Annotated in this window: 25 protein-coding genes; 20 read left to right on the top strand and 5 right to left on the bottom strand. The window is 71.7% G+C overall.

What is annotated here, in order from left to right:
• The first annotated feature begins 194 nt into the window (after positions 1-194).
• Positions 195-830 carry a DJ-1/PfpI family protein gene (locus JK359_RS29085; protein ID WP_201841876.1) on the top strand — a complete coding sequence of 212 codons (636 nt, stop codon included), beginning with the start codon at positions 195-197 and terminating at the stop codon, positions 828-830.
• Here JK359_RS29085 and JK359_RS29080 read toward each other — a convergent pair.
• Positions 817-1,572 (bottom strand): enoyl-CoA hydratase/isomerase family protein, encoded by a 756-nt coding sequence (locus JK359_RS29080; RefSeq protein ID WP_201841873.1) that lies wholly within the window; start codon positions 1,570-1,572, stop codon positions 817-819. The genes JK359_RS29085 and JK359_RS29080 overlap by 14 nt on opposite strands.
• A gap of 294 nt (positions 1,573-1,866) precedes the next feature.
• Here JK359_RS29080 and JK359_RS29075 point away from each other — a divergent pair, with 294 nt between their 5' ends.
• On the top strand, positions 1,867-2,364 hold the full coding sequence (locus tag JK359_RS29075; protein WP_201842056.1) for an ATP-binding protein: 498 nt from the start codon (positions 1,867-1,869) through the stop codon (positions 2,362-2,364).
• 2 nt (positions 2,365-2,366) lie between these two features.
• On the opposite strand, the gene idi is transcribed toward JK359_RS29075, so the two are convergent.
• From idi to galE, 3 genes are all read right to left on the bottom strand, one after another.
• The gene (gene idi, locus JK359_RS29070; protein ID WP_201841870.1) at positions 2,367-2,960 is read right to left on the bottom strand and encodes an isopentenyl-diphosphate Delta-isomerase; all 594 of its coding nucleotides are present in this window, start codon (positions 2,958-2,960) and stop codon (positions 2,367-2,369) included.
• Positions 2,961-3,148: 188 nt separating this feature from the next.
• Positions 3,149-4,090 (bottom strand): cation diffusion facilitator family transporter, encoded by a 942-nt coding sequence (locus JK359_RS29065; RefSeq protein WP_201841867.1) that lies wholly within the window; start codon positions 4,088-4,090, stop codon positions 3,149-3,151.
• 234 nt (positions 4,091-4,324) lie between these two features.
• The gene (galE, locus tag JK359_RS29060; protein ID WP_201841864.1) at positions 4,325-5,296 is read right to left on the bottom strand and encodes a UDP-glucose 4-epimerase GalE; all 972 of its coding nucleotides are present in this window, start codon (positions 5,294-5,296) and stop codon (positions 4,325-4,327) included.
• 267 nt (positions 5,297-5,563) lie between these two features.
• Here galE and JK359_RS29055 point away from each other — a divergent pair, with 267 nt between their 5' ends.
• The 18 genes from JK359_RS29055 (at position 5,564) to JK359_RS28975 (ending at position 25,917) form a co-directional block, all read left to right on the top strand.
• Entirely contained in the window at positions 5,564-7,393 is a 1,830-nt protein-coding gene (locus tag JK359_RS29055; RefSeq protein WP_201841861.1) for a DUF5941 domain-containing protein, read from the top strand.
• Positions 7,390-8,142 carry a phosphocholine cytidylyltransferase family protein gene (locus JK359_RS29050; protein ID WP_201841858.1) on the top strand — a complete coding sequence of 251 codons (753 nt, stop codon included), beginning with the start codon at positions 7,390-7,392 and terminating at the stop codon, positions 8,140-8,142. The genes JK359_RS29055 and JK359_RS29050 overlap by 4 nt, the downstream gene beginning before the upstream one ends.
• Positions 8,130-9,191, top strand: a complete 1,062-nt coding sequence (locus JK359_RS29045; protein ID WP_201841855.1) for an iron-containing alcohol dehydrogenase family protein — start codon at positions 8,130-8,132, stop codon at positions 9,189-9,191. The genes JK359_RS29050 and JK359_RS29045 overlap by 13 nt, the downstream gene beginning before the upstream one ends.
• Complete coding sequence (locus JK359_RS29040; RefSeq protein ID WP_201841852.1) at positions 9,169-9,954, top strand: CDP-alcohol phosphatidyltransferase family protein; 786 nt, start codon at positions 9,169-9,171, stop codon at positions 9,952-9,954. Before JK359_RS29045 ends, JK359_RS29040 begins: the two co-directional genes overlap by 23 nt.
• 5 nt (positions 9,955-9,959) lie before the next feature.
• Positions 9,960-10,832 (top strand): glycosyltransferase family 2 protein, encoded by an 873-nt coding sequence (locus tag JK359_RS29035; protein ID WP_201842054.1) that lies wholly within the window; start codon positions 9,960-9,962, stop codon positions 10,830-10,832.
• 104 nt (positions 10,833-10,936) lie between these two features.
• Positions 10,937-11,866, top strand: a complete 930-nt coding sequence (locus JK359_RS29030) for an ABC transporter permease (protein WP_201841849.1) — start codon at positions 10,937-10,939, stop codon at positions 11,864-11,866.
• The gene (locus JK359_RS29025; protein ID WP_201841846.1) at positions 11,859-12,659 is read left to right on the top strand and encodes an ABC transporter ATP-binding protein; all 801 of its coding nucleotides are present in this window, start codon (positions 11,859-11,861) and stop codon (positions 12,657-12,659) included. Before JK359_RS29030 ends, JK359_RS29025 begins: the two co-directional genes overlap by 8 nt.
• Before the next feature lie 330 nt (positions 12,660-12,989).
• Positions 12,990-13,916, top strand: a complete 927-nt coding sequence (gene hpnC, locus JK359_RS29020) for a squalene synthase HpnC (protein WP_201841843.1) — start codon at positions 12,990-12,992, stop codon at positions 13,914-13,916.
• Entirely contained in the window at positions 13,913-14,875 is a 963-nt protein-coding gene (gene hpnD, locus JK359_RS29015; RefSeq protein ID WP_201841840.1) for a presqualene diphosphate synthase HpnD, read from the top strand. Before hpnC ends, hpnD begins: the two co-directional genes overlap by 4 nt.
• Positions 14,875-15,003, top strand: a complete 129-nt coding sequence (locus JK359_RS40455) for a DUF6380 family protein (protein WP_372445502.1) — start codon at positions 14,875-14,877, stop codon at positions 15,001-15,003. Before hpnD ends, JK359_RS40455 begins: the two co-directional genes overlap by 1 nt.
• On the top strand, positions 15,000-16,427 hold the full coding sequence (gene hpnE, locus JK359_RS29010; protein WP_201841837.1) for a hydroxysqualene dehydroxylase HpnE: 1,428 nt from the start codon (positions 15,000-15,002) through the stop codon (positions 16,425-16,427). Before JK359_RS40455 ends, hpnE begins: the two co-directional genes overlap by 4 nt.
• 71 nt (positions 16,428-16,498) lie before the next feature.
• Positions 16,499-17,563 (top strand): polyprenyl synthetase family protein, encoded by a 1,065-nt coding sequence (locus JK359_RS29005; RefSeq protein WP_372445504.1) that lies wholly within the window; start codon positions 16,499-16,501, stop codon positions 17,561-17,563.
• A 118-nt stretch (positions 17,564-17,681) separates the two neighbouring features.
• Positions 17,682-19,712, top strand: coding sequence for a squalene--hopene cyclase (shc, locus tag JK359_RS29000; RefSeq protein ID WP_201841831.1), 2,031 nt, complete (start codon positions 17,682-17,684; stop codon positions 19,710-19,712).
• A gap of 1 nt (position 19,713) precedes the next feature.
• Positions 19,714-20,355 carry a phosphorylase family protein gene (locus JK359_RS28995; protein ID WP_201841828.1) on the top strand — a complete coding sequence of 214 codons (642 nt, stop codon included), beginning with the start codon at positions 19,714-19,716 and terminating at the stop codon, positions 20,353-20,355.
• 5 nt (positions 20,356-20,360) lie between these two features.
• Positions 20,361-21,383 carry an adenosyl-hopene transferase HpnH gene (hpnH, locus tag JK359_RS28990; RefSeq protein ID WP_201841825.1) on the top strand — a complete coding sequence of 341 codons (1,023 nt, stop codon included), beginning with the start codon at positions 20,361-20,363 and terminating at the stop codon, positions 21,381-21,383.
• A 4-nt stretch (positions 21,384-21,387) separates the two neighbouring features.
• Positions 21,388-22,521 (top strand): flavodoxin-dependent (E)-4-hydroxy-3-methylbut-2-enyl-diphosphate synthase, encoded by a 1,134-nt coding sequence (gene ispG / locus JK359_RS28985; RefSeq protein ID WP_201841822.1) that lies wholly within the window; start codon positions 21,388-21,390, stop codon positions 22,519-22,521.
• Between the two features lie 31 nt (positions 22,522-22,552).
• A complete protein-coding gene (gene dxs, locus JK359_RS28980; RefSeq protein ID WP_201841818.1) occupies positions 22,553-24,535 on the top strand; it encodes a 1-deoxy-D-xylulose-5-phosphate synthase in 1,983 nt (660 codons plus the stop codon).
• Positions 24,532-25,917, top strand: coding sequence for an aspartate aminotransferase family protein (locus JK359_RS28975; protein ID WP_201841815.1), 1,386 nt, complete (start codon positions 24,532-24,534; stop codon positions 25,915-25,917). The genes dxs and JK359_RS28975 overlap by 4 nt, the downstream gene beginning before the upstream one ends.
• A gap of 4 nt (positions 25,918-25,921) precedes the next feature.
• On the opposite strand, the gene JK359_RS28970 is transcribed toward JK359_RS28975, so the two are convergent.
• Complete coding sequence (locus JK359_RS28970; RefSeq protein ID WP_201841812.1) at positions 25,922-26,206, bottom strand: hypothetical protein; 285 nt, start codon at positions 26,204-26,206, stop codon at positions 25,922-25,924.
• Positions 26,207-26,321 lie beyond the last annotated feature (115 nt).

Raw genomic sequence — 26,321 nt, 5'->3', positions numbered from 1 at the left:
CCCCGTCACCTGACCGGCACCGGCCCCGCCCCCGTCACCCGACCGGCACCCCGGCGAAACAGTCGCACCCCGACAGCCGCATCAGCTCCCGACGAGCCCGACAGAGCAGATACAGATCCCGGCACGCCCGACAGAGCACATACAGATCCCGGCACACCCCGACAGCCGACGAGAGACGAGAGACGGGTAACCCCATGCAGATCGCCATCCTCCTTTACGACCGCTTCACCGCCCTCGACGCCGTCGGACCCTACGAGACCCTGGGCCGGCTCCCGGACTCCGAGACCGTGTTCGTCGCCGAGCGCACGGGACCAGTGCGCGCCGACACCGGGAACCTGGCGATCACCGCCGACCGTGCCCTGGCCGACGTGCCGTCCCCGGACATCGTGATCGTGCCCGGCGGTCCGGGCCAGACGCCGCAGATGGAGAACCCAACCCTGCTGAACTGGCTGCGCACGGCCGACGCCGCCACCACCTGGACCACCTCGGTGTGCACGGGCTCGCTGCTGCTGGCCGCCGCCGGGCTGCTGCGGGGCCGCCGGGCCACCTCGCACTGGCTGGCCCTGGAGCAGCTGCGCCGCTTCGGGGCTGAGCCGACCGGCGAACGGGTGGTGATGGACGGCAAGTACGTCACCGCCGCGGGCGTCTCGGCCGGCATCGACATGGGCCTCACCCTGCTGGGCACCCTCGCCGGTGACGAAGTCGCCCAGTCCGTCCAGCTGTTGACCGAGTACGATCCGCAACCGCCGTACGACGCCGGGTCGCCGGGGAAGGCGCCCGCGCACCTGGTCGAGAAGTGGCGCGCGGCGAGCCACCTCATCCTGTCGTAGACAGGCTCCAGGTGAAGCGCGGCTGCCGGCGCTCCAGGAACGCGGTGATGCCCTCCGCGGCCTCGCCGTGGCCGCGGGCCCGCTCGGCCCAGTGGGCGTCCCGGTCCGTCCTGCCGTTCACGTACTCCTTCGCCGCGGCCTGGGTGAGCAGCGAGCGGGACGCCAGCACCCGGGTCAGCTCGGTGACGCGCTCCTCGAGCCGGCCCTGCGGCAGCACCTCGTCCACGAGCCCGGTGCGCAGCGCGCGTCCTGCGTCGATCAGCTCGGCGGTGAACAGCAGGTACTTGGCGGTGGAGGGCCCCACGAGCGACGCCAGCCGGCGGGTCGAGCCGGCCGGGTAGACGAGGCCGAGCCGCGCCGGGGTCACGCCGAAGAGGGAACCTTCCTCCGCCAGCCGCAGATCGCAAGCCACCGCCAGCTGCGCGCCCCCGCCCACGCAGTGGCCGCGCACGGCGGCGACGGTCGGCTTGGGGAACGCGGCCAGGGCCTCCTCGGCCGCCACCGCGAGGGCCTGCGGCTCCTCCGGGGTCTCCCGCAGCGAGGTGATGTCCGCGCCCGCGCAGAACGTCCCGCCCTCGCCGGTCAGCACCAGGGCCCGCACCCCGGGGTCGGCCGCGAACCGGTCCAGCAGGGGCGGCAGGGCACGCCACATCGCCGCCGTCATGGCGTTGCGCCGGGCCGGATGGCGGATGACCACGGTGGCGACGGAGTCGACGACCTCATGCGACAGCTGGGGCTCCATGCGGCGATGCTATCGGCCGGCTGCGCGGGGGCGGCCGGGGGCTCCGGCCGCGCGCACGGCAGGCTCTTCGCGGCCCCGCACGTCCGAGGAGCGGCCTTGGAACCCGTACAACCCGACTAGTTCGCGAACCGGCTTCCGAGGGGCAGGAACAGTCCTACTCATCGTCATGTCATGCGCAGTCGGTCAGAAACCGTTCGATACCCGCCGACTTCTGGTCAGGTGTCTGGACCGGCGCACATCGTTACCAACACTCGAGGTGTGGTGACAATCGAGCGCGAGGGTGGCGACCGGACGATGGACAACCACGGGCGCGGGGACGGCCCGCGCCCAGCGGGGGGCGGCGAACGGCCGCCGGATCCACTGCCCTACGAGGGCGTCTGGCGCTTTACCGCATCCGCGGTGGACGCCTCGGTCCCGCAGGCCCGGCACGCGGTGCGGGACCTGCTGCTGCGCCAGGGGGTACCGGCCTCCGACGACCTGGTGCACGGACTGCTGCTGATCGTCTCCGAACTGGTCACCAACGCGGTCCGGCACGCGGCGCTGCTGTCGCCGACGCTGGCCGTCGAGGTCGCCGTCGGGGCCGAGTGGGTACGGGTGTCCGTGGAGGACAACCACCCGTACCGCCCGACCGCCCTGGAGGCCGACCACGGCCGCACCGGCGGCCGGGGCCTGCTCCTGGTCCGGGAGGTGGCCCGGGAGGCGGGCGGGGTGGTCGACGTGGAGCACACGGCGAGCGGCGGCAAGGTGATCTGGGCCGCCCTGCCGCTCAAGCCCGCCTCACTTCCCGGCTAGCCCTACCAGCCGGCGGACGCGCCCGTCAGCTCCCTGATCGCCGGGCGGGCCGCGTCCAGCACGGTCATGAACCAGGCCGAGAACGGGTCCCGGGCGTGCCGCTCCGCCAGCTCGGCCGCCGTCACGAAGGCGGTCGAGGCGACCTCCTCCGGGTCCGCGGCGAGCGGCGCCTGCACCAGGCCGACGAACAGGTGGTTGTACTCCTGCTCCACCAGGCCCGAGGCGGGGTCCGGGTGGTTGTAACGGACCGTGCCGGCCTCCGCGAGCAGCGACGGCGACACGCCCAGCTCCTCGTACGTGCGCCGGGCGGAGGCCGCGAACGGCGCCTCACCGGGGAACGGGTGACCGCAGCAGGTGTTGGACCACACGCCGGGGGAGTGGTACTTGCCGAGCGCCCGCTGCTGCAGCAGCAGCCGACCCTGTTCGTCGAAGAGGAACACCGAGAACGCCCGGTGGAGCTGCCCCGGCGGCTGATGGGCGGTGAGCTTCTCCGCCGTACCGATCGTCACACCCTTCTCGTCGACCAGTTCCAGCAAAATCGCCTCCGTGGTGCCCTTCGACGAGCTGTGCGTCGCGGTGGCAGGTGTGATCGGCATACCCATCCTTCGCCTCGGTCTTCGCACCCCAAGTCTGCCGTACGAATCCGGCACTCCCGACACTTCCGTGCACGTCCGCATGTCCGCGCGCGGCGCGGCACGGGAAGCCGGACCCGGTGATCATCGTGCCCGGCGGCCGCCCCAGGGAACCGTCCGGGGGTGCGTCGAACGACAGTGCGGAGGATCGGTCAGTGGCACAGCCGTGCCTCGTGCTCGGCATGCCCGCCCGGCTCCAGCTGGAAGGTGCAGTGCTCCACGTCGAAGTGGTCGCCCAGGCAGCCCTGCAGCTCGTGCAGCATCTTCTCGTTGCCGATGGCGTTCAGCACCTCGGAGCTGACCACCACGTGCGCCGACAGCACCGGCATGCCCGAGGTGATCGTCCAGGCGTGCAGGTCGTGCACGTCCTCCACGCCGTCCAGCGCCAGGATGTGCGCGCGCACCTCGGCCATGTCGACGTCCTTGGGGGCCGCCTCCAGCAGCACGTCCAGCGTCTCGCGCAGCAGCTTCAGGGTCCTCGGTACGATCATCAGCCCGATCACCAGCGAGGCGATGGGGTCGGCCGGCTGCCAGCCCGTCGCCAGGATCACGGCCGCCGAGATCAGCACCGCCACCGAGCCGAGCGCGTCCGCGGCCACCTCGAGGAAGGCACCGCGCACGTTGAGGCTCTCCTTCTGTCCGCGCATCAGCAGAACGAGCGACACGGAGTTCGCCAGCAGGCCGATCAGACCGAAGACGATCATCAGGCCGCCCCGGGTGTCCGCGGGCTCGACGAACCGCTGCACCGCCTCGTACAGCACGTATCCGCCGACACCGAGCAGCAGCAGACAGTTGGCCAGCGCGGCGAGGATCTCGGCGCGGGCGTAGCCGAAGGTGCGGTTGGTGCTCGCCGGCCGGTTCGCGAAGTGGATCGCCAGCAGGGCCATGCCGAGGCCCACCGCGTCCGTGGCCATGTGTGCCGCGTCCGCGATCAGCGCCAGCGAGTCCGCGAACAGACCGCCGACGATCTCGACCACCATGACCGTGAGCGTGATGCCCAGCGCGACCCGCAGCCGTCCCCGGTACGCCGCCGTGGCCGTACCCGGGGCCGGCGCGTGGGAGTGCGCGTGCCCGTGGTCGTGCCCAGCCCCCATGAATACCGCCCTCTCGTATGCCTGCCGGAAGGCCAGTCAACTACGGGTGGGGGGTATCGGGCAACGCGGCACTGAACACCGTTGTCATGTGCCCTGACCTGCGGAAACGATCCGCAGGTCAGGGAGGGCCCACCCGGCCCCGCCGAGCCGCCCGCCGGGCCGCCACCCGCCGCGGTCCGGACGGCCGAGCGCCCGCGCGTCTCGCCGCCGCCGGGCGCACGGCGGCCGTCGGCTTCAGGCGCCGCCGTGCAGCCGCCAGCCCTGCCAGGCCGACTCCACCATCTCCCGCACCCCGCGCCGGGCCCGCCAGCCCAGCGCCTCGGCGGCCCGCTCGGCCGAGGCCACCGCGCGCGGCGCGTCCCCCGGCCGGCGCCCCTCCACCAGGGGCGCCCTGCGGTCCCCGGTGACCTCCCCGATCACCGTGATCAGCTCGCGCACCGACACGCCCTCGCCGCGGCCGATGTTCAGCGTCAGGTCACCCGTGAGGTCCCCGCCGGCGAGCCGCCGGGCCGCCGCCAGGTGCGCCTCGGCGAGATCGGCGACATGGATGTAGTCCCGGACGCAGGTGCCGTCCGGCGTCGGATAGTCGTCGCCGAAGATCCGCGGGGCCTCGTCACGGGTGAGCCGGTCGAAGACCATCGGCACGATGTTGAACACACCCGTGTCCGCCAGCTCCGGTGCCGCGGCGCCCGCCACGTTGAAATAGCGCAGACAGACCGTGGAGATCCCGTGTGCCCGGCCGGCCGCCCGCACCAGCCACTCCCCGGCCAGCTTGGTCTCGCCGTAAGGGTTCACCGGCGCGCAGGCGGTGTCCTCGGTGATCAGCTCCACGTCCGGGTTGCCGTACACCGCCGCCGACGAGGAGAACACCAGCCTGCCTATGCCCGCCTCGGCCACCGCGTCCAGCAGCGTGGCGAGGCCGCCCACGTTCTCCCGGTAGTAGCGGGTGGGCTGGGCCACCGACTCGGCGACCTGCTTGCGCGCCGCCAGGTGGACGACGCCCGTGACGCCGTACTCGGCGAAGACCCGCTTCAGCGCCGCCCCGTCCAGGGTCGAACCCCGGACCAGCGGGACCTCGGCCGGCAGCCGCGCGGGCACGGCGGCCGACAGGTCGTCCAGTGCCACGACGCTCTCGCCGGCGCCCGCCATGGCGTGTGCCACATGTGCCCCGATGTATCCGGCCCCGCCGGTGATCAGCCACGTCATGGTCGTCCACCCTATGCCGAGCCGCCCCGTGTCCCGGATGCCCGGGTCTGCCCCACGGGTTTGTGGGCCGGGCCCCGGATCCCCGATGATGATCGCGGCAAAGGCCCGGGCAGCCCTCGTGGGCCGGGCCGTGAACGGCCGGTGAACACCGGCTCCCGTACATCGGATAGCCTCTGCCGACATGCCGCCCGGGTGCCGCAGGCAGGGGCGCCCCCACCACGCAGCAGACCGGCGCGCAGTGCGCCGGCACCCAGGGAGTGAGTTCGGTTGCCGACCGCCATCGTCACCGGTCAGCCGGTCCCGGGATCGTCGTTGGAGAACGATCTGCGGTCCCTCGGCTTCGACGTGCGCGTGGCCGCCGACGCCGCCGAGACCGAGACCCTGCTCGCGGCCGTCCCGGCCGACCGGCGCGTGGCCCTGGTCGACGCCCGCTTCGTCGGCCACCAGCACGCGCTGCGGCTGGGCCTGACCGACCCGCGCTTCCCGCTCGCCGCCGTCCCCGGTGCCGTGACCGCCCAGCCGGCCGCCCGGCAGCAGCTCACCCGCGCCGTGGCGCGCGAGACCTCCGCGGACGACAACACGCCGGTTCCCGGCGGCGCCCCCGCGCTCTCGGTGGACAGCCTCGCCGACCGGGTCGCCGCCGCACTCGGCAGCGACGGCGGCGCGGTGCACCGCCCCGAGCTGGGCAGCCTGGTCGCCGCGGTGCCGGCCGATCCGCAGGCCCGCGACGAGGCCCGGCAGGCCGTCGACGCCGTGGACGACGAGGCCGTGCGGCTGAAGTCGGCCGTGAAGTCCCGGGACGGGTTCTTCACCACCTTCTTCATCAGCCCGTACTCGCGCTACATCGCCCGCTGGTGTGCCCGCCGCGGCCTGACCCCGAACCAGGTCACCACGGCCTCGCTGCTCACCGCGCTCATAGCGGCCGGCTGCGCGGCCACCGGCACCCGCGGCGGCTTCGTCGCCGCCGGCGTGCTGCTGATCGCCTCCTTCGTGCTGGACTGCACCGACGGCCAGCTCGCCCGCTACGCCCTGAAGTACTCCACCCTCGGCGCCTGGCTCGACGCCACCTTCGACCGGGCCAAGGAGTACGCCTACTACGCCGGCCTCGCCCTCGGCGCCGCCCGCGGCGGCGACGACGTGTGGGCCCTCGCCCTCGGCGCGATGATCCTGCAGATCTGCCGGCACGTGGTCGACTTCTCCTTCAACGAGGCCAACCACGACGCCACCGCCAACACCAGCCCCACCGCCGCCCTCTCCGACAAACTCGACAGCGTCGGCTGGACGGTCTGGCTGCGGCGCATGATCGTGCTCCCGATCGGGGAGCGCTGGGCGATGATCGCCGTCCTCACGGCCGCCACCACCCCCCGCATCACCTTCTACGTCCTGCTCGCCGGCTGCGCCTTCGCCGCGGCCTACACCACGGCGGGCCGCGTGCTGCGCTCGGTGACCCGCAAGGCCCGGCGCACCGACCGGGCCGCGCAGGCGCTCGCCGACCTCGCCGACTCGGGCCCGCTCGCCGAGGCGGTCCGGCGCGTGGCCAGGCGCGGCCTGCCGGGTCTCGCCGTGCCGGCCGTGGCCCTGCTCGGCGGCACCGCTGTCGTCGCCTGCTCGGCACTGACCGGCTTCGGCGGGGTGCTCCCGGTCGTCGGCGCCCTCGTCTACGTCCTCACCTCGGCCCTCGCCGTCGCCCGGCCCCTCAAGGGCGCCCTCGACTGGCTGGTCCCGCCCCTCTTCCGGGCCGCCGAGTACGGCACCGTCCTCGCCCTCGCGGGCAAAGCCGGGGTGAACGGGGCTCTTCCAGCGGCTTTCGGCCTGGTGGCCGCCGTCGCCTACCATCACTACGACACGGTCTACCGCATCCGCGGCAACGCCGGAGCGCCGCCGGCCTGGCTGGTACGTGCCATCGGGGGGCACGAGGGACGGACGCTGCTCGTCACCGCCCTGGCCGCGGTGCTCACCGCCTCGCAGTTCAAGGTCGCGCTCGCGGTGCTGGCCGTGGCCGTGGCCCTGCTGGTGCTCGTCGAGAGCATCCGCTTCTGGGTGACCTCTCATCTGAGGGGTGCGCCCGCCGTACACGATGAAGGAGAACCCGCATGATCGGCCTCGTGCTGGCGGCCGGCGCCGGACGGCGTCTGCGCCCCTACACCGACAGCCTTCCCAAGGCTCTGGTGCCGGTGGGTCCCGCGGGCATAGAGGACAGCATCACGGTCCTGGACCTCACCCTCGGCAACTTCGCCGAGATCGGGCTGACCGAGGTCGCGATCATCGTCGGCTACCGCAAGGAGGCCGTGTACGAGCGCAAGGCCGCCCTGGAGGCCAAGTACGGCCTCAAGCTGACCCTCATCGACAACGACAAGGCCGAGGAGTGGAACAACGCCTACTCCCTGTGGTGCGGCCGTGACGCCCTCAAGGACGGTGTGATCCTCGCCAACGGCGACACCGTCCACCCGGTGTCCGTGGAGAAGACGCTGCTCGCCGCCCGCGGCGAGGGCAAGAAGATCATCCTCGCCCTGGACACGGTGAAGAGCCTGGCCGACGAGGAGATGAAGGTCGTCGTCGACCCCGCGAAGGGCATGACGAAGATCACCAAGCTGATGGACCCGGCGGAGGCCACCGGTGAGTACATCGGCGTCACCCTGATCGAGGGCGACGCCGCACCCGAGCTGGCCGACGCGCTGAAGACGGTCTGGGAGACCGACCCGCAGCAGTTCTACGAGCACGGCTACCAGGAACTGGTCGACCGGGGCTTCCGGATCGACGTGGCGCCGATCGGCGACGTCAAGTGGGTGGAGATCGACAACCATGACGATCTCGCCCGCGGACGGGAGATCGCGTGCCAGTACTGACCCGGCTGATCCCCTCGCCGGTCGTGGTGGACATCCGCCCGGGTGCCCTGGACGACCTGGCCTGCGTCCTCGCCGACGAGCGCATCTCGCAGTCCGGCCGGCTCGCCGTCGCCGTCAGCGGCGGCTCCGGCGCCCGGCTGCGCGAGCGGATCGCCCCCACCCTGCCCGGCGCCACCTGGTACGAGGTCGACGGCGGCACCATCGACGACGCGGTCCGGCTGGCGAGCGCCATAAAGGCCGGGCACTACGACGCGGTCGTCGGCCTCGGCGGCGGCAAGATCATCGACTGCGCCAAGTTCGCGGCGGCCCGGGTGGGCCTGCCGCTGGTCGCGGTCGCCACCAACCTCGCCCACGACGGCCTGTGCTCCCCGGTCGCGACCCTCGACAACGACGCGGGCCGCGGCTCGTACGGCGTGCCGAACCCGATCGCGGTCGTGATCGACCTGAACGTGATCCGCGAGGCACCCGTCCGGTTCGTGCGCTCGGGCATCGGTGACGCCATCTCCAACATCTCCGCGGTCGCGGACTGGGAGCTGGCCAACCGGGTCAACGGCGAGAAGATCGACGGCCTGGCCGCCGCCATGGCCCGCCAGGCGGGCGAGGCCGTGCTCCGGCACCCGGGCGGGGTCGGCGACGACGGCTTCCTCCAGGTGCTGGCCGAGGCACTGGTCCTCACCGGCATCGCCATGTCCGTGTCGGGCGACTCCCGTCCGTCCTCCGGTGCCTGCCACGAGATCAACCACGCCTTCGACCTGCTCTACCCGAAGCGGGCCGCCGCCCACGGCGAGCAGTGCGGCCTCGGCGCCGCCTTCGCGATGTACCTGCGCGGCGCGCACGAGGAGTCGGCGTACATGGCCGAGGTGCTGCGCCGCCACGGACTTCCGGTGCTGCCGGAGGAGATCGGCTTCACCGTGGACGAGTTCGTCCGCGCGGTGGAGTTCGCTCCGGAGACCCGGCCCGGCCGCTACACGATCATCGAACACCTCGACCTCAAGACGAACCAGATCAAGGACATCTACGCCGACTATGTCAAGGCCATCGGTAGCTGAACTCCGTCCGGTCGTCCACCCCGCGGGGGTGAAGGACCGGCGCAGCGGTGAGCACTGGATGGGACGCCTCTACATGCGTGAGGTGTCCCTGCGGGTCGACCGCTACCTGGTGAACACCCGGGTCACGCCCAACCAGCTCACGTACCTGATGACCGTCTGCGGCGTGCTCGCGGCCCCGGCGCTCCTGGTGCCGGGGATCTGGGGCGCCGTGCTCGGCGTGGTCTGCGTCCAGTTGTACCTGCTGCTGGACTGCGTCGACGGCGAGATCGCCCGCTGGAAGAAGCAGTACTCGCTGAACGGCGTCTACCTGGACCGGGTCGGGGCGTACCTGACCGACGCGGCCGTCCTCGTCGGCCTCGGCCTGCGCGCCGCCGACGTGTGGGGCAGCGGCCGTATCGACTGGCTGTGGGCCTTCCTCGGCACCCTCGCCGCGCTCGGCGCCATCCTGATCAAGGCCGAGACCGACCTGGTCGGCGTCGCACGGCACCAGGCCGGACTGCCGCCGGTGAAGGACGCGGCCGCGGTCGCCGAGCCGCGCTCCTCCGGCATGGCGCTGGCCCGGCGGGCCGCCGCGGCGCTGAAGTTCCACCGGCTGATCCTCGGCATCGAGGCGTCGCTGCTGATCCTGGTCCTCGCGATCGTGGACCAGGCCCGCGGCGACCTGTTCTTCACCCGCCTCGGCACGGCCGTCCTGGCCGGCATCGCCCTGCTCCAGACGCTGCTGCACCTGGTGTCCATCCTCGCCTCCAGCAGGCTGAAGTGAGTGCCATGAAGGTCGGCGCCGTCATCATCACCATGGGCAACCGGCCCGAGGAGCTGCGAGCCCTGCTCGACTCCGTCGCCAAGCAGGACGGCGACCGGGTCGAGGTGGTCGTCGTCGGCAACGGCTCACCCGTCCCGGACGTGCCCGAGGGCGTGCGGACCATAGAACTGCCCGAGAACCTGGGCATCCCGGGCGGGCGCAACGTCGGGATAGAGGCCTTCGGGCCCGGCGGTCGCGATGTCGACATATTGCTGTTCCTGGACGACGACGGCCTGCTCGCCCGGAACGACACCGCCGAGCTGTGCCGCCAGGCCTTCGCCGCCGACCCCGAGCTGGGCATCATCAGCTTCCGCATCGCCGACCCGGACACCGGCGAGACGCAGCGCCGGCACGTGCCGCGGCTGCGTGCCTCCGACCCGATGCGCTCCTCCCGGGTCACCACCTTCCTCGGCGGCGCCAACGCCGTACGCACCCGGGTCCTCGCCGAGGTCGGCGGGCTCCCGGACGAGTTCTTCTACGCGCACGAGGAGACCGACCTGGCCTGGCGGGCCCTCGACGCCGGCTGGATGATCGACTACCGGTCCGACATGGTGCTGTACCACCCGACGACCGCGCCCTCGCGGCACGCCGTCTACCACCGCATGGTCGCCCGCAACCGCGTCTGGCTCGCCCGCCGCAACCTCCCCGCCCTCCTGGTCCCGGTCTACCTCGGGGTCTGGCTGCTGCTCACCCTGATCCGCCGCCCCTCGCGGCCGGCCCTGAAGGCCTGGTTCGGCGGTTTCCGGGAAGGCTGGACAACACCGTGCGGCCCCCGCCGCCCGATGCGCTGGCGTACTGTGTGGCGTCTCACCCGACTGGGCCGCCCCCCGGTGATCTGACAAGCTCGACCCTGACAGCCGCTACTGTCGAACATTCCAGGAACACGTGTTCGCTGGTCGGACGGCGACGCGGCAGACGAACCCGAGGACGAAAGTTTCCCCCTGTGAGTGAGACCACGCACGACGGCACGGTCGCGGTGACCGCGGCGCCGTCGCCCGACGCGGGACTGGCGGCGGCCGAGCTGGCCGCCAAGTACGGGCTCTCCGTGAGCGGCGCCCGGCCCTCGCTCGGGGAGTACGTCCGGCAGCTGTGGGGACGGCGCCACTTCATCCTCGCCTTCTCGCAGGCGAAGCTGACGGCGCAGTACAGCCAGGCCAAGCTCGGCCAGCTCTGGCAGGTGGCCACGCCGCTGCTGAACGCGGCCGTGTACTTCCTCATCTTCGGGCTGATCCTGCACGCCAGCCGCGGCATGTCCCAGGACGTGTACATCCCGTTCCTGGTGACCGGTGTGTTCGTGTTCACCTTCACGCAGAGTTCGATCATGTCGGGCGTCCGCGCGATCTCCGGCAACCTCGGCCTGGTCCGCGCCCTGCACTTCCCGCGCGCCTCCCTGCCGGTCTCCTTCTCGCTGCAACAGCTCCAGCAACTGCTCTTCTCGATGATCGTGATGTTCGTCGTGGCGATCGGCTTCGGCAGCTACCCGGGCGCGTCCTGGCTGCTGATCGTGCCCGTGCTGGTGCTGCAGTTCCTGTTCAACACCGGGCTCGCGCTGATCGTGGCCCGCATGGGCGCCAAGACGCCGGACCTCGCGCAGCTGATGCCGTTCATCCTGCGCACCTGGATGTACACCTCCGGCGTGATGTTCTCGATCAACAAGATGCTCGAGGGCCGGCCCGAGTGGATCGTCCGTGTGCTCCAGGTCAACCCGGCCGCGGTGTACATGGACCTGATGCGGTTCGCGCTCATCGACGGCTACGGTGCCTCGAACCTGCCGCCGCACGTGTGGGCCATCGCCCTGTTCTGGGCCGTGGTCGTCTTCGCCGGGGGCTTCGTGTACTTCTGGAAGGCTGAGGAGCGGTACGGCCGTGGCTGAGCAGAACGCCGAGCAGAGCACGCAGGACCGTCGCCCGACGGTCATCGCGGACGAGCTGCACATCGTCTACCGCGTCAACGGCGCCAAGACCGGCCGGGGCAGCGCGACGGCCGCCCTGAGCCGGATCCTGAAGCGCGGCTCCGACGACTCGGCGCGGGGCGTGCGCAAGGTGCACGCCGTGCGCGGGGTCTCCTTCGTCGCCTACCGCGGCGAGGCCATCGGTCTGATCGGCTCCAACGGCTCCGGCAAGTCCACGCTGCTGCGCGCCATCGCAGGCCTGCTGCCCGCCGAGCGGGGCAAGGTCTACACCGACGGCCAGCCGTCCCTGCTGGGCGTCAACGCGGCCCTGATGAACGACCTCACCGGCGAGCGGAACGTCATCCTGGGCGGCCTCGCCATGGGCATGTCCCGGGAGCAGATCAAGGAGCGCTACCAGGACATCGTCGACTTCTCGGGGATCAACGAGAAGGGCGACTTCATCACGCTGCCGATGCGCACGTACTCCTCCGGCATGGCCGCCCGGCTGCGGTTCTCCATCGCCGCGGCCAAGGACCACGACGTGCTCATGATCGACGAGGCGCTGGCCACCGGTGACCGCAAGTTCCAGAAGCGCTCCGAGGAGCGGATCCGGGAACTGCGCAAGGAGGCCGGCACGGTGTTCCTGGTCAGTCACAACAACAAGTCCATCCGCGACACCTGCAACCGCGTGCTGTGGCTGGAGCGCGGCGAGCTGCGCATGGACGGTCCGACGGACGAGGTGCTCAAGGAGTACGAGAAGTTCACGGGCAAGTGACCCGTTTCGGCCAGGGCCCCGCCGGGAGTCGTCCGGCGGGGCCCCGCGTCTGCAAAGGAAACGTCAACTCCCGCTGGCGCCAGGAATCTTGGAGCCAATCGGTGTGTTGTTGTGATGTGCAGGACACCCCCACAGTCGTTGCTGCGTTGTACAACGTAAGCTGTACCGGTGCCGGAAACCGGCAAGTGGGGCGATAATGCGCGACACCCTCCGTCGGGGCGGCCCCGCGCGCGGCTGGGCGGCGTGTCCGAAATAGTGTGTATTAGGTCGGCAGTGTAGAACGGGAGATGTGACGGCAATGGCTACGGAAACTCCCCAGCTCAGCGCAGCATGTGCCGTCCCCGCCGCGGGCAGCGTCCGGTGACGGCCGCCGACACGGCTTCGGACCTGGAACGCGCCACACTCGACAAGGCCGCGACCGAGAACTTCCCCGTCGCACCCTTCTTCCTGCCCCGGGCGTGGCGCGACGACCTCATGGCCGTCTACGGCTTCGCCCGACTGGTGGACGACATCGGCGACGGAGACCTCGCCCCCGGCGGCGCCGACACCCGTGTGCTCGGCGTGTCGCCCGCCGAGGCCGAGGACCGCCTGGTTCTCCTCGACGCCTTCGAGACCGACCTGCGCCGCGTCTTCGACGGCACCCCGCGCCACCCGCTGCTGCGCCGCCTGCAGCCCACCGTCCGCCGCTGCGCCCTCACCCCCGAGCCGTTCCTCGGGCTGATCGCCGCCAACCGCCAGGACCAGCTCGTCACCCGCTACGAGACCTACGACGACCTCCTCGCCTACTGCGAACTGTCCGCCAACCCCGTCGGCCGCCTCGTCCTCGGCGTCACCGGAACCTCCACCCCTGAGCGGATCCGGCTGTCCGACGCGATCTGCACCGCCCTGCAGATCGTGGAGCACCTCCAGGACGTCGCCGAGGACCTCGACCGCGACCGGATCTATCTGCCCGCGGCGGACATGAAGCGCTTTCACGTCCAGGAAACGGACCTCACCGCGAAAACCGCGGGCGCATCGGTGCGCGCCCTGGTTGCATACGAAGCGCAACGCGCCCGCGATCTGCTGAATGAAGGCGCCCCCCTGGTGGGTAGCGTCCACGGCAGGCTGAGGCTGCTGCTCGCAGGGTTCGTGGCGGGGGGAAGGGCGGCGATCCGGGCGATCGCCGCCGCCGAATACGACGTACTTCCCGGCCCGCCCAAGCCCGGCAAGGTTCAGTTGCTGCGCGAGGCGGGCGTGATCCTGCGAGGAGAGGGGTGATCCGGACCGTGGAGTCTGCGCCGCATGTGTCCGCGCCGGTACTCGCCGCCTACAGCTACTGCGAGGCCGTCACCGGGCAGCAGGCCCGTAACTTCGCCTACGGCATCCGGCTGCTGCCGACGGGCAAGCGCCGCGCCATGTCGGCGCTGTACGCGTTTTCCCGGCGCGTGGACGACATCGGCGACGGCGACCTTCCCGGTGAGACCAAGCTGGCGCGCCTCGAGGACACCCGGGCGCTGCTCGCCCGGATCCGCGAGGACGAGGTCCACGAGGACGACACCGACCCGGTGGCCGTCGCCCTCACCCATGCCGCCCGGGCCTTCCCGGTCCCGCTGGGCGGCCTGGACGAGCTGATCGACGGCGTCCAGATGGACGTGCGCGGGGAGTCCTACGAGACCTGGGACGACCTCAAGGTCTACTGCCGGTGTGTCGCCGGTGCCATCGGCCGCCTCTCGCTCGGCGTGTTCGGCACCGAACCGGGCGCGCGCGGCGCCGAGCGCGCGGCCGAGTACGCCGACACCCTCGGCCTCGCGCTGCAGCTCACCAACATCCTCCGCGACGTCCGCGAGGACGCGGCCGGCGGCCGTACCTATCTGCCCGCCGACGACCTGGCCAAGTTCGGCTGTTCGGCCGGGTTCCACGGGCCCACCCCGCCGGACGGCTCCGACTTCGCGGGCCTCGTCCACTTCGAAGTGCGGCGCGCCCGGGCCCTGTTCGCCGAGGGCTACCGTCTGCTGCCCATGCTCGACCGGCGCAGCGGCGCCTGCGTGGCCGCCATGGCCGGCATCTACCGCCGGCTGCTGGACCGCATCGAGCGCGACCCCGAAGCCGTGCTGCGCGGCCGGGTTTCACTGCCCGGCCACGAGAAGGCCTACGTCGCCGTGCGCGGCCTGTCCGGCCTCGACACCCGTCATGTGACCCGCCACGTCTCCCGGCGCTCCGTCAGGAGGCGCGCCTGATGGACCTCACGGAACCGGACCGCAACCGGCAGGCAACCCTCCGCTGCGGCGTGGCGTCCCTGACTGCGACGGCCGGGCGTGCACCGTTCAACCAGCACGTTCGGCACGCACGGAAGGACGCACGATGAGCGACGGCTCACGCCCCGCACAGGCGCACGCCGCGAGCGCGCGCACGGCAGGCCGCAGCGCGGTCGTGATCGGCGGCGGCCTCGCCGGGATCACCGCGGCGCTCGCCCTCGCCGACGCGGGCGTCCGCGTCACTCTGCTCGAAGGCAGGCCCAGACTGGGCGGCCTCGCCTTCTCCTTCCGGCGCGGCGAACTGACCGTCGACAACGGCCAGCACGTGTACCTGCGCTGCTGCACCGCCTACCGCTGGTTCCTCGACCGGATCGAGGGCGCGGCGCTGGCACCGTTGCAGGACCGCCTGGACGTACCCGTCGTCGACGTCGCCAAGCCCGAGGGCCGGCGGCTCGGCAGACTGCGGCGCGACCCGCTGCCCGTCCCCCTCCACCTGGGACGCAGCCTGGCCGCCTATCCGCACCTCTCGCTCGCCGAACGCGCAGCCGTCGGGCGCGCCGCGCTCGCGCTGAAGGCACTCGACCTCACCGATCCCGCCCTGGACACCCAGGACTTCGGCACCTGGCTGGCCGCGCACGGCCAGTCGGCGCGCGCCGTCGAGGCCCTGTGGGACCTGGTCGGCGTCGCCACCCTCAACGCGGTCGCGGGCGACGCCTCGCTGGGGCTCGCCGCGATGGTGTTCAAGACCGGTCTGCTGTCCGACCCGGGCGCGGCCGACATCGGCTGGGCCCATGTCCCGCTGGGCGAACTGCACGACCGGCTGGCCCGCAAGGCGCTCGGCTCCGCGGGCGTCCGTACCGAGGTCCGTACACGCGTCACCTCCGTCTCTACCAACGGAAACGGGAGCTGGAGCGTTCAGGTTCCCGGCGAGACGCTCTCCGCGGACGCCGTCGTCCTCGCCGTGCCCCAGCGCGAGGCCCACGCACTGCTGCCGGCCGGGGCCCTCGACGCGCCCGGGCGGCTGCTGGAGATCGGCACCGCGCCGATCCTCAACGTCCATGTCGTCTACGACCGCAAGGTACTGGCGCGACCCTTCTTCGCGGCCCTCGGCACCCCGGTGCAGTGGGTCTTCGACCGCACCCACGCCTCAGGGCTGGACTCGGGACAGTACCTCGCGCTGTCCCAGTCCGCCGCGCAGGACGAGATCGGCCTCCCGGTCACCGACCTCCGCGACCGCTACCTGCCCGAGCTGGAGCGGCTGATCCCGGGAGCGCGCGCGGCCGGGGTCAAGGACTTCTTCGTCACCCGGGAGCGCACGGCGACGTTCGCACCCGCCCCCGGCGTCGGGCGGCTGCGGCCCGGCGCCCGCACCAAAGCCCCCGGCCTGTACCTGGCCGGAGCGTGGACCGCCACCGGGTGGCCCGCGACCATGGAGAGTGCGGTCCGCAGCGGAGTGAGCGCGGCCGACGCCGCGCTCACCGCCCTGGGCCGGCCCCGCCCCCGCCACCTCTTCGAGTTCGAGGAGGCGGCCTGATGCTTGATCAGGAGCATGCGGCAGGCCCCCGCACCCCCGGTACCGCAACAAGAGGAGAGACTGTGCCCACTGTGCCCCCGGCCGCGACGCCCGCTCGGAGGCCAGCGGCGGACGTGACCGCGCTTCTGGAGCGCGGCCGGACCCTGGCCACACCGGTGCTGCGCGCGGCCGTCGACCGCCTGGCGCCGCCCATGGACACCGTCGCCGCCTACCACTTCGGCTGGATCGACGCCGCGGGCAACCCCGCGGACGGCGACGGCGGCAAGGCCGTCCGCCCCGCGCTCGCCGTGCTCTCCGCCGAGGTCACCGGCGCCGCACCCGAGGTGGGCGTCCCGGGCGCCGTCGCAGTCGAACTCGTGCACAACTTCTCGCTGCTCCACGACGACCTGATGGACGGGGACGAGCAGCGCCGGCACCGCGACACCGTCTGGAAGGTGCACGGTCCCGCCCAGGCCATCCTCGTCGGCGACGCCCTGTTCGCCCTCGCCAACGAGGTCCTGCTGGAGCTGGGCACGGTCGAGGCCGGCCGCGCCACCCGTCGCCTGACCGCCGCCAGCCGCGCCCTGATCGACGGCCAGGCCCAGGACATCTCCTACGAGCACCGCGAGCGGGTCAGCGTCGAGGAGTGCCTGGAGATGGAGGGCAACAAGACCGGCGCGCTGCTCGCCTGCGCCTCCTCCATCGGCGCCGTCCTCGGCGGCGCGGACGACGCCACCGCCGACGCGCTGGAACGGTACGGCTACCACCTCGGCCTCGCCTTCCAGGCCGTGGACGACCTGCTCGGCATCTGGGGCGACCCGGTGGCCACCGGCAAGCAGACCTGGAGCGACCTGCGCCAGCGCAAGAAGTCCCTGCCGGTGGTGGCCGCCCTCGCGGCCGGCGGCCCCGCCTCCGAGCAGCTCGGCGAGATCCTCACCGCCGACGCCAAGAGCAGCGACTTCGCGAACTTCTCCGAGGAGGAGTTCGCCGCCCGCGCCGCCCTCATCGAGCAGGCCGGCGGTCGCGAGTGGACGGCCGAGGAGGCACGCCGCCAGCACACGGTCGCCGTCGAGGCCCTCGACACCGTCGACATGCCCGACCCGGTGCGGGAGTCCTTCACCGCGCTCGCCGACTTCGTCGTCGTACGGAAGAGATGATCACCATCGCCTAGACAACGCCGCGCGTAGTCGCCGGCCGGTGCCGCGGGAGCTGCGGACACCGGCCGACGGCGGACCCACAGCAGCACGACTCGCACGACTGCACGAAGGGGAAGCCATGACAGCGACGACCGACGGAAGCACCGGGGCGACCTTGCCGTCCCGCGCTGCCGCGGCCAGCGACACCACGCTCACCACCCCCGAGGCGGCCGGGGTACAAGAAGCCGCCGCACACGCCGCACGGCGCGCCACCGACTTCCTGCTCTCCCGGCAGGACGACCAGGGCTGGTGGAAGGGCGACCTGGAGACCAACGTCACCATGGACGCCGAGGACCTGCTGCTCCGTCAGTTCCTGGGCATCCGCGACGAGTCGACGACCCGGGCCGCCGCGAAGTTCATCCGTGGCGAGCAGCGCGAGGACGGCACCTGGGCCACCTTCTACGGCGGACCCGGCGAACTCTCCGCCACCGTCGAGGCGTACGTCGCCCTGCGGCTGGCCGGCGACGAGCCCGACGCCCCGCACATGGCCAGGGCGTCCGCCTGGATCCGCGAGCGCGGCGGCATCGCCGCCTGCCGCGTCTTCACCCGGATCTGGCTGGCCCTGTTCGGCTGGTGGAAGTGGGAGGACCTGCCCGAACTGCCGCCGGAGCTGATCTACTTCCCGTCCTGGATGCCGCTCAACATCTACGACTTCGGCTGCTGGGCCCGGCAGACCATCGTGCCGCTCACCATCGTCTCGGCCAAGCGCCCGGTGCGCCCGGCGCCCTTCCCGCTGGACGAGCTGCACACCGACCCGGCCAACCCCGGACCGCGCAAGCCCCTCGCGCCCGTGACCAGTTGGGACGGCGCCTTCCAGCGTCTGGACAAGGCGCTGCACCGGTTGCGCAAGGTCGTCCCGCGCGGACTGCGCAGGGCCGCGATGAACTCCGCCGCCCGCTGGATCATCGAGCGGCAGGAGAACGACGGCTGCTGGGGCGGCATCCAGCCCCCCGCCGTGTACTCGGTCATCGCCCTGCACCTGCTCGGCTACGACCTCCAGCATCCGGTGATGCGCGAGGGCCTCGCCTCGCTGGACCGTTTCGCCGTCTGGCGCGAGGACGGCGCCCGGATGATCGAGGCCTGCCAGTCCCCGGTGTGGGACACCTGCCTCGCCACCATCGCCCTCGTCGACGCAGGGCTCCCCGCCGACCATCCGCAACTGGTCAAGGCGGCCGACTGGATGCTGGGCGAGGAGATCGTCCGGCCCGGCGACTGGGCAGTGAAACGACCCCAGCTGCCCCCGGGTGGCTGGGCGTTCGAGTTCCACAACGACAACTACCCGGACATCGACGACACCGCCGAGGTCGCCCTCGCCCTGCGCCGGGTCCGGCACCACGACCCCGAGCGGGTCGACCACGCCATCGGGCGGGCCGTCCGCTGGAACCTCGGGATGCAGTCGAAGAACGGCGCCTGGGGCGCCTTCGACGTCGACAACACCAGCCCGTTCCCGAACCGGCTGCCGTTCTGCGACTTCGGCGAGGTCATCGACCCGCCGTCCGCGGACGTCACCGCGCACGTCGTGGAGATGCTCGCCGCCGAGGGCCTGGCCCACGACCCGCGCACCCGGCGCGGCATCGACTGGCTGCTCGCCGAACAGGAGCCCGACGGGTCCTGGTTCGGCCGCTGGGGCGTCAACTACATCTACGGCACCGGCTCGGTCGTCCCCGCGCTCACCGCGGCCGGACTGCCCGGCTCGCACCCGGCGATCCGGCGGGCCGTGGCCTGGCTGGAGAGCGTCCAGAACGACGACGGCGGCTGGGGCGAGGACCTGCGCTCCTACAAGCACGTCAAGGAGTGGAGCGGCCGGGGCGCCTCCACCGCCTCACAGACCGCATGGGCGCTGATGGCGCTGCTCGCGGCGGGCGAGAAGGACTCCAAGGCCGTCGAGCGCGGCGTCCAGTGGCTGGCCGCGACGCAGCGGGAGGACGGCAGCTGGGACGAGCCGTACTTCACGGGCACCGGCTTCCCCTGGGACTTCTCCATCAACTACCACCTCTACCGGCAGGTGTTCCCGCTCACCGCGCTCGGCCGGTACCTGCACGGAGACCCCTTCGAGCGGAACCTGCTCGCCCGCGCCGGGAAGGCCGCCGCGCGGGCCGGGGGGAGCTGAATTGAGCCACCAGCCCGTTCCGGCCCCGCTGCTGATCGCCTGCGCGCTCGGCATCGAGCACCTCGCCCTGCGCACCGGCGACCGGAGCGGGGCGGACGGGCCGGTCGTCTTCGTCCGCACGGGCATGGGCCCCCGTGCGGCGGAACGCTGCGTCACGGGACAGCTGGCCGCTCCGGCGCACACCGACGCGGCCGTGCTGGCCACCGGCTTCTGTGCCGGACTCGCCCCCGGGATGCACCCCGGCGACCTGGTGGTCGCCGAGGAGACCCGGGACCCGCGCGGGACCGTCCCGTGCGTCGGCACCGAACTCCTCGTGAAGGAACTCGTGCGTCTGCTGCCCGGACGCACCGTGCACACCGGCCCGCTGACCGGCTCCGACCACGTCGTGCGCGGCCACGAGCGCTCGGCACTGCTCGCGACCGGCGCGATCGCGGTCGACATGGAGTCGGCGGCCACCCTCCTCGGCGCCGTCCGCACGGGCCCCCGCCCGGTTGCGGCCGTCCGGGTGGTCGTGGACGCTCCAGAACATGAACTCGTCCGGATCGGCACGGTACGCGGTGGAATATCAGCCTTCCGTGTTCTCCGATCCATCCTTCCCGCTCTTTTCGAATGGCACCGTTCCTTGCTGCTCCCCCGGAGGTGAGCCAGATGGCCATGCCGTTGCGTCAGTCCATCAAGGTCGCTACTTACCTGGCTGAACAGAAGCTGCGCAGGCGGGACAAGTTCCCGCTCATCGTGGAGCTGGAGCCGCTCTTCGCCTGTAACCTCAAGTGCGAGGGCTGCGGCAAGATCCAGCACCCGGCGGGTGTGCTCAAGCAGCGCATGCCGGTGGCGCAGGCCGTGGGCGCGGTCCTGGAGTCCGGTGCGCCGATGGTGTCCATCGCCGGCGGCGAACCCCTGATGCATCCTCAGATCGACGAGATCGTACGGCAGCTGGTGGCGAAGCGGAAATACGTCTTCCTGTGCACCAACGCCATGTTGCTCCGCAAGAAGATGGACATGTTCAAGCCCTCGCCCTACTTCGCCTTCGCGGTGCACATCGACGGGCTGCGCGAGCGGCACGACGAGTCCGTCGCGAAGGAAGGGGTGTTCGACGAGGCGGTGGAGGCCATCAAGGAGGCCAAGCGGCGCGGCTTCCGGGTGACCACCAACTCCACCTTCTTCAACACCGACACCCCGCAGACCGTCATCGAGGTGCTCAACTTCCTCAACGACGACCTCAAGGTCGACGAGATGATGATCTCGCCCGCCTACGCCTACGAGAAGGCACCCGACCAGGAGCACTTCCTCGGGGTCGAGCAGACCCGCGAGCTGTTCAAGAAGGCCTTCGCGGGCGGCAACCGCAAGAAGTGGCGGCTCAACCACTCCCCGCTCTTCCTGGACTTCCTGGAGGGCAAGGTCGACTTCCCGTGCACGGCGTGGGCGATCCCGAACTACTCGCTCTTCGGCTGGCAGCGCCCCTGCTACCTGATGAGCGACGGATACGTGCCGACGTACCGGGAACTGGTGGAGGAGACCGACTGGGACAAGTACGGCCGCGGCAAGGACCCGCGCTGCGACAACTGCATGGCGCACTGCGGCTACGAGCCGACCGCCGTCCTGGCCACCATGGGCTCCCTGAAGGAGTCCTTGCGTGCCATGCGCGAGACCGTCTCCGGCAACCGGGAGTGACGTGGTGACCGCCGTTCCCCTGGGCGTCCCCGAGGTACCGGCCCGTCCGGTCGCGCCGCGACGGCGGTCGCGGCAGATCCACGTCGGGCCGGTGGCGGTCGGGGGAGGAGCCCCGGTGTCGGTGCAGTCGATGACCACGACCCGTACGTCCGACATCGGCGCCACCCTGCAGCAGATCGCGGAACTCACCGCGGCCGGCTGCCAGATCGTCCGCGTCGCCTGCCCCACGCAGGACGACGCGGACGCCCTCGCGACCATCGCCCGCAAGTCGCAGATCCCGGTGATCGCGGACATCCACTTCCAGCCGAAGTACGTGTTCGCCGCCCTCGAGGCGGGCTGTGCGGCGGTGCGCGTCAACCCGGGCAACATCAAGAAGTTCGACGACCAGGTCAGGGCGATCGCGCGCGCCGCCGGGGAGCGCGGCACGCCGGTCCGCATCGGGGTCAACGCCGGCTCCCTGGACCGGAGGCTGCTGCAGAAGCACGGCAGGGCGACCCCCGAGGCGCTGGTCGAGAGCGCGCTGTGGGAGGCCTCGCTCTTCGAGGAGCACGGCTTCCGGGACATCAAGATCTCCGTCAAGCACAACGACCCCGTCGTGATGATCGAGGCGTACACGCAGCTCGCCGAGAGCTGCGACTACCCGCTGCACCTGGGGGTCACGGAAGCCGGCCCGGCGTTCCAGGGCACGATCAAGTCGGCGGTGGCCTTCGGGGCGTTGCTCTCCCGGGGCATCGGCGACACCGTCCGCGTGTCGCTGAGTGCGCCGCCCGCCGAGGAGGTCAAGGTCGGCATCCAGATCCTGGAGTCGCTGGGGCTGCGGCAGCGGCGCCTCGAGATCGTCTCGTGTCCGTCCTGCGGCCGGGCCCAGGTGGACGTGTACAAGCTCGCCGAGGAGGTCACCGCGGGTCTGGACGGCATGGAAGTGCCGCTGAGGGTGGCGGTGATGGGGTGCGTGGTCAACGGTCCGGGGGAGGCCAGGGAGGCCGACCTCGGAGTTGCCTCGGGCAACGGCAAGGGTCAGATCTTCGTCAAGGGCGAGGTCGTCAAGACCGTGCCCGAGTCGAGGATCGTGGAAACCCTCATCGAGGAGGCCATGAAGCTCGCCGAACGGACGAGCCCCGCAGAACAGTCGAGTTGAGGCAAGGCACGGACCGAGAGGGGGCCCGAGCGTGAGCATTCTGGAGACCATCCGGGGACCACGCGACCTGAAGGCGCTGTCCGAGGCGGAACTCGGTGAACTGTCCGGAGAGATACGTGAGTTCCTGGTGCACGCGGTGTCGAGGACCGGCGGTCACCTCGGGCCCAATCTGGGGGTGGTGGAACTCTCCGTCGCACTCCACCGGGTGTTCGAGTCGCCGGCCGACCGCATCCTGTGGGACACCGGTCACCAGAGCTACGTGCACAAACTGCTGACCGGCCGTCAGGACTTCTCCAAGCTGCGCGGCAAGGGCGGCCTGTCCGGCTACCCCTCGCGCGAGGAATCCGAGCACGACGTCATCGAGAACAGCCACGCATCCACCGCCCTCGGCTGGGCCGACGGCCTCGCCAAGGCCCGTCAGGTCCAGGGGGAGCCGGGCCATGTGGTCGCGGTCATCGGTGACGGCGCGCTGACGGGCGGCATGGCCTGGGAGGCGCTGAACAACATCGCCGCCGCCAGGGACCGCCCGCTCATCATCGTCGTCAACGACAACGAGCGCTCGTACGCCCCCACCATCGGCGGCCTCGCCAACCACCTCGCCACCCTGCGCACCACCGACGGCTACGAGAAGATGCTCGCCTGGGGCAAGGACGTGCTGCAGCGCACCCCGGTCGTCGGCCACACGCTCTACGAGTCCCTGCACGGCGCCAAGAAGGGCTTCAAGGACGCCTTCGCCCCCCAGGGCATGTTCGAGGACCTGGGGCTGAAGTACCTCGGGCCGATCGACGGCCACGACATCAAGGCCGTCGAGTCGGCGCTGCGCCGCGCGAAACGGTTCCACGGTCCCGTCCTGGTCCACTGCCTGACCGAGAAGGGCCGCGGTTACGAGCCCGCACTCGCGCACGAGGAGGATCACTTCCACAGCGTCGGCGTGATGGACCCGCTCACCTGCGAGCCGCTCGCCCCGTCCGGCGGCCCGTCCTGGACCTCGGTCTTCGGCGAGGAGATGGTGCGGATCGGGGAGGAGCGCGAGGACGTCGTGGCGATCACGGCCGCCATGCTGCACCCGGTCGGTCTCGGCCGGTTCGCCGAGCGCTTCCCGGGCCGGGTCTGGGACGTGGGCATCGCCGAGCAGCACGCCGCCGTGTCGGCGGCCGGCCTCGCCACCGGCGGTCTGCACCCGGTCGTCGCCGTCTACGCCACCTTCCTCAACCGGGCGTTCGACCAGCTGCTGATGGACGTCGCCCTGCACCGCTGCGGGGTCACGTTCGTGCTGGACCGGGCCGGGGTCACCGGCACCGACGGCGCCTCCCACAACGGCATGTGGGACATGTCGGTCCTCCAGGTCGTCCCGGGCCTGCGGATCGCCGCCCCGCGCGACGCCGACCAGCTGCGAGCCCAGCTGCGCGAGGCGGTCGCCGTGGACGACGCGCCCACCCTGGTCCGCTTCCCGAAGGAGTCCGTCGGCCCGGAGGTCCCGGCGCTCGACCGGGTCGGCGGGATGGACGTGCTGCACCGGGCCGGACGTCCCGAGGTGCTGCTGGTGGCCGTCGGCGTGATGGCACCCGTGTGCCTGCAGGCGGCGGAGCTGCTCAGGGCCCGGGGCATCGGCTGCACGGTGGTCGACCCCCGTTGGGTCAAACCGGTCGATGCCGCTCTGCCCGGTCTCGCGGCCGAGCACCGCCTGGTGGCCGTCGTCGAGGACAACAGCCGTGCGGCCGGCGTCGGTTCGGCGGTGGCGCTGGCCCTCGGTGACGCCGACGTGGACGTGCCGGTACGGCGGTTCGGCATCCCGGAGCAGTTCCTCGCGCACGCCAAACGCAGTGAGGTGCTGGCCGACATCGGTCTCACGCCCGTCGAGATCGCCGGGCGGATCAGCGCGAGTCTCGCGGTGCGGGACGCCGGGTGCGCCTCGGGAAGCGCCGAGGAAGGCCGTATCGCGCCCGCGGCGCCGCCGGGGCTGGTCGCGCAGTTCCCCGCGCCCCTCGGGGGCGCCGACAAGGAGAGTGAATGAGCACGGAGTTCGACCTCGGCGCCCTGCTCGCCGAGCGCGGAGCCGAACGCTACGAGCTGCACGCGAAGTACCTCAATCCGCAGCTCCCGCGCATGCTGCACACCATCGGCTTCGACAAGGTCTACGAGCGCGCCGAGGGTGCCCACTTCTTCGACGCGGACGGCAACGACCACCTGGACATGCTCGCCGGGTTCGGGGTGATGGGGCTGGGCCGCCACCACCCGGTCGTCCGCAAGGCGCTGCACGACGTGCTCGACCTCGACCTCGCCGACCTGACCCGCTTCGACTGCCAGCCACTGCCCGGCCTGCTCGCCGAGCGGCTCCTCACCCACAGCCCGCACCTGGACCGGGTGTTCTTCGGCAACAGCGGCACCGAAGCGGTGGAGACGGCCCTGAAGTTCGCCCGCTACGCCACCGGCAGGCCGCGGATCCTCTACTGCGACCACGCCTTCCACGGCCTGACCACCGGCTCGCTGTCGGTCAACGGCGAGAGCGGCTTCCGGGACGGCTTCGCCCCGCTGCTGCCCGACACCGCCGTACCGCTGGGCGATCTCGACGCTCTCGCCCGGGAGCTGAAGAAGGGCGACGTGGCCGCCCTGATCGTGGAGCCGATCCAGGGCAAGGGCGTGCACGAGGCCCCGCCCGGCTATCTGCGCGCCGCGCAGGAACTGCTGCGGGCGCACAAGGCGCTGCTCATCGCCGACGAGGTGCAGACCGGCCTGGGCCGCACCGGCGACTTCTACGCCTACCAGCACGAGGACGGCGTCGAACCCGACCTGGTGTGCGTGGCCAAGGCGCTGTCCGGCGGGTACGTCCCGGTCGGCGCCACCCTGGGAAAGGAGTGGATCTTCAAGAAGGTCTACTCGTCCATGGACCGCGTCCTGGTCCACTCGGCGAGCTTCGGCGCCAACGCCCAGGCCATGGCGTGCGGCCTCGCCGTGCTGTCGGTCATGGAGAACGAGCAGATCGTCGCCGGGGTACGGACGACCGGTGAGCTGCTCAAGTCCCGGCTGACCGCACTCGTCGACCGGTACGAGCTGCTCGCCGACGTCCGCGGCCGGGGCCTGATGATCGGCATCGAGTTCGGCAGGCCCTCCTCACTGAAGCTGCGCAGCCGCTGGACCATGCTGCAGACGGCCCGCAAGGGCCTGTTCGCGCAGATGGTCGTCGTACCGCTGCTGCAGAAGCACCGGATCCTCACCCAGGTCTCCGGCGACCACCTGGAGGTGATCAAGCTCATTCCGCCGTTGGTCCTCGACGGGGCGGACGTGGACCGGTTCGTGGAGGCGTTCACCGCGGTGATGGACGACGCACACGGTGGCGGCGGACTGATGTGGGACTTCGGGAAGACCCTCATCAAGCAGGCGGTGGCGAACCGCTGACCGCTCAGTAGAGGGACATGATCAGGACGAAGGGCCAGAGCAGTCCGATCGTGCCGAGGACGGCTCCCGTCACGGAGGTCACCATGCGGCCTGCGCCCCGGCGGGCGTGGTGCACGCCCATCAGACCGAACGTGACGGCGAGTCCCCCGGCCATGAGCGTCCAGGGCAGCAGGCCGAAGGTGAGCGTCGGCCACAGGCCCGCCGCGGCCAGGGCCCCGAAGACGAGTGCGGTGGGACCGAGGGCGCCGGCGGGTGTGTCGGTCCGGTCGGTCGTGGTGCTCGCAGGCATGGGGTCCCCCTTGGTTTGAACGCGTTCAAATCCTGGTCATGATCGTAGCAGGGGCGCACCGGGACGGGCGGGCGCGCCGATGCTCTGGGGGAGCGGGGGCTGGTTCGGGGGCCGG

The sequence above is a fragment of the Streptomyces actinomycinicus genome (assembly GCF_016741775.1).
In the GTDB taxonomy this organism is placed as follows: Bacteria; Actinomycetota; Actinomycetes; order Streptomycetales; family Streptomycetaceae; genus Streptomyces; species Streptomyces actinomycinicus.
This window is presented reverse-complemented; position numbering and strand designations above follow the sequence as displayed.

Bases quoted from the DNA above. Each gene is read 5' to 3' on its own strand.
- JK359_RS29085 (WP_201841876.1), top strand. From the start codon at position 195: ATGCAGATCGCCATCCTCCTTTACGACCGCTTCACCGCCCTCGACGCC.
- JK359_RS29080 (WP_201841873.1), bottom strand. From the start codon at position 1,572: ATGGAGCCCCAGCTGTCGCATGAGGTCGTCGACTCCGTCGCCACCGTG.
- JK359_RS29075 (WP_201842056.1), top strand. From the start codon at position 1,867: ATGGACAACCACGGGCGCGGGGACGGCCCGCGCCCAGCGGGGGGCGGC.
- idi (WP_201841870.1), bottom strand. From the start codon at position 2,960: ATGCCGATCACACCTGCCACCGCGACGCACAGCTCGTCGAAGGGCACC.
- JK359_RS29065 (WP_201841867.1), bottom strand. From the start codon at position 4,090: ATGGGGGCTGGGCACGACCACGGGCACGCGCACTCCCACGCGCCGGCC.
- galE (WP_201841864.1), bottom strand. From the start codon at position 5,296: ATGACGTGGCTGATCACCGGCGGGGCCGGATACATCGGGGCACATGTG.
- JK359_RS29050 (WP_201841858.1), top strand. From the start codon at position 7,390: ATGATCGGCCTCGTGCTGGCGGCCGGCGCCGGACGGCGTCTGCGCCCC.
- JK359_RS29040 (WP_201841852.1), top strand. From the start codon at position 9,169: ATGTCAAGGCCATCGGTAGCTGAACTCCGTCCGGTCGTCCACCCCGCG.
- JK359_RS29035 (WP_201842054.1), top strand. From the start codon at position 9,960: ATGAAGGTCGGCGCCGTCATCATCACCATGGGCAACCGGCCCGAGGAG.
- hpnC (WP_201841843.1), top strand. From the start codon at position 12,990: ATGTGCCGTCCCCGCCGCGGGCAGCGTCCGGTGACGGCCGCCGACACG.
- JK359_RS40455 (WP_372445502.1), top strand. From the start codon at position 14,875: ATGGACCTCACGGAACCGGACCGCAACCGGCAGGCAACCCTCCGCTGC.
- hpnE (WP_201841837.1), top strand. From the start codon at position 15,000: ATGAGCGACGGCTCACGCCCCGCACAGGCGCACGCCGCGAGCGCGCGC.
- shc (WP_201841831.1), top strand. From the start codon at position 17,682: ATGACAGCGACGACCGACGGAAGCACCGGGGCGACCTTGCCGTCCCGC.
- hpnH (WP_201841825.1), top strand. From the start codon at position 20,361: ATGGCCATGCCGTTGCGTCAGTCCATCAAGGTCGCTACTTACCTGGCT.
- JK359_RS28975 (WP_201841815.1), top strand. From the start codon at position 24,532: ATGAGCACGGAGTTCGACCTCGGCGCCCTGCTCGCCGAGCGCGGAGCC.
- JK359_RS28970 (WP_201841812.1), bottom strand. From the start codon at position 26,206: ATGCCTGCGAGCACCACGACCGACCGGACCGACACACCCGCCGGCGCC.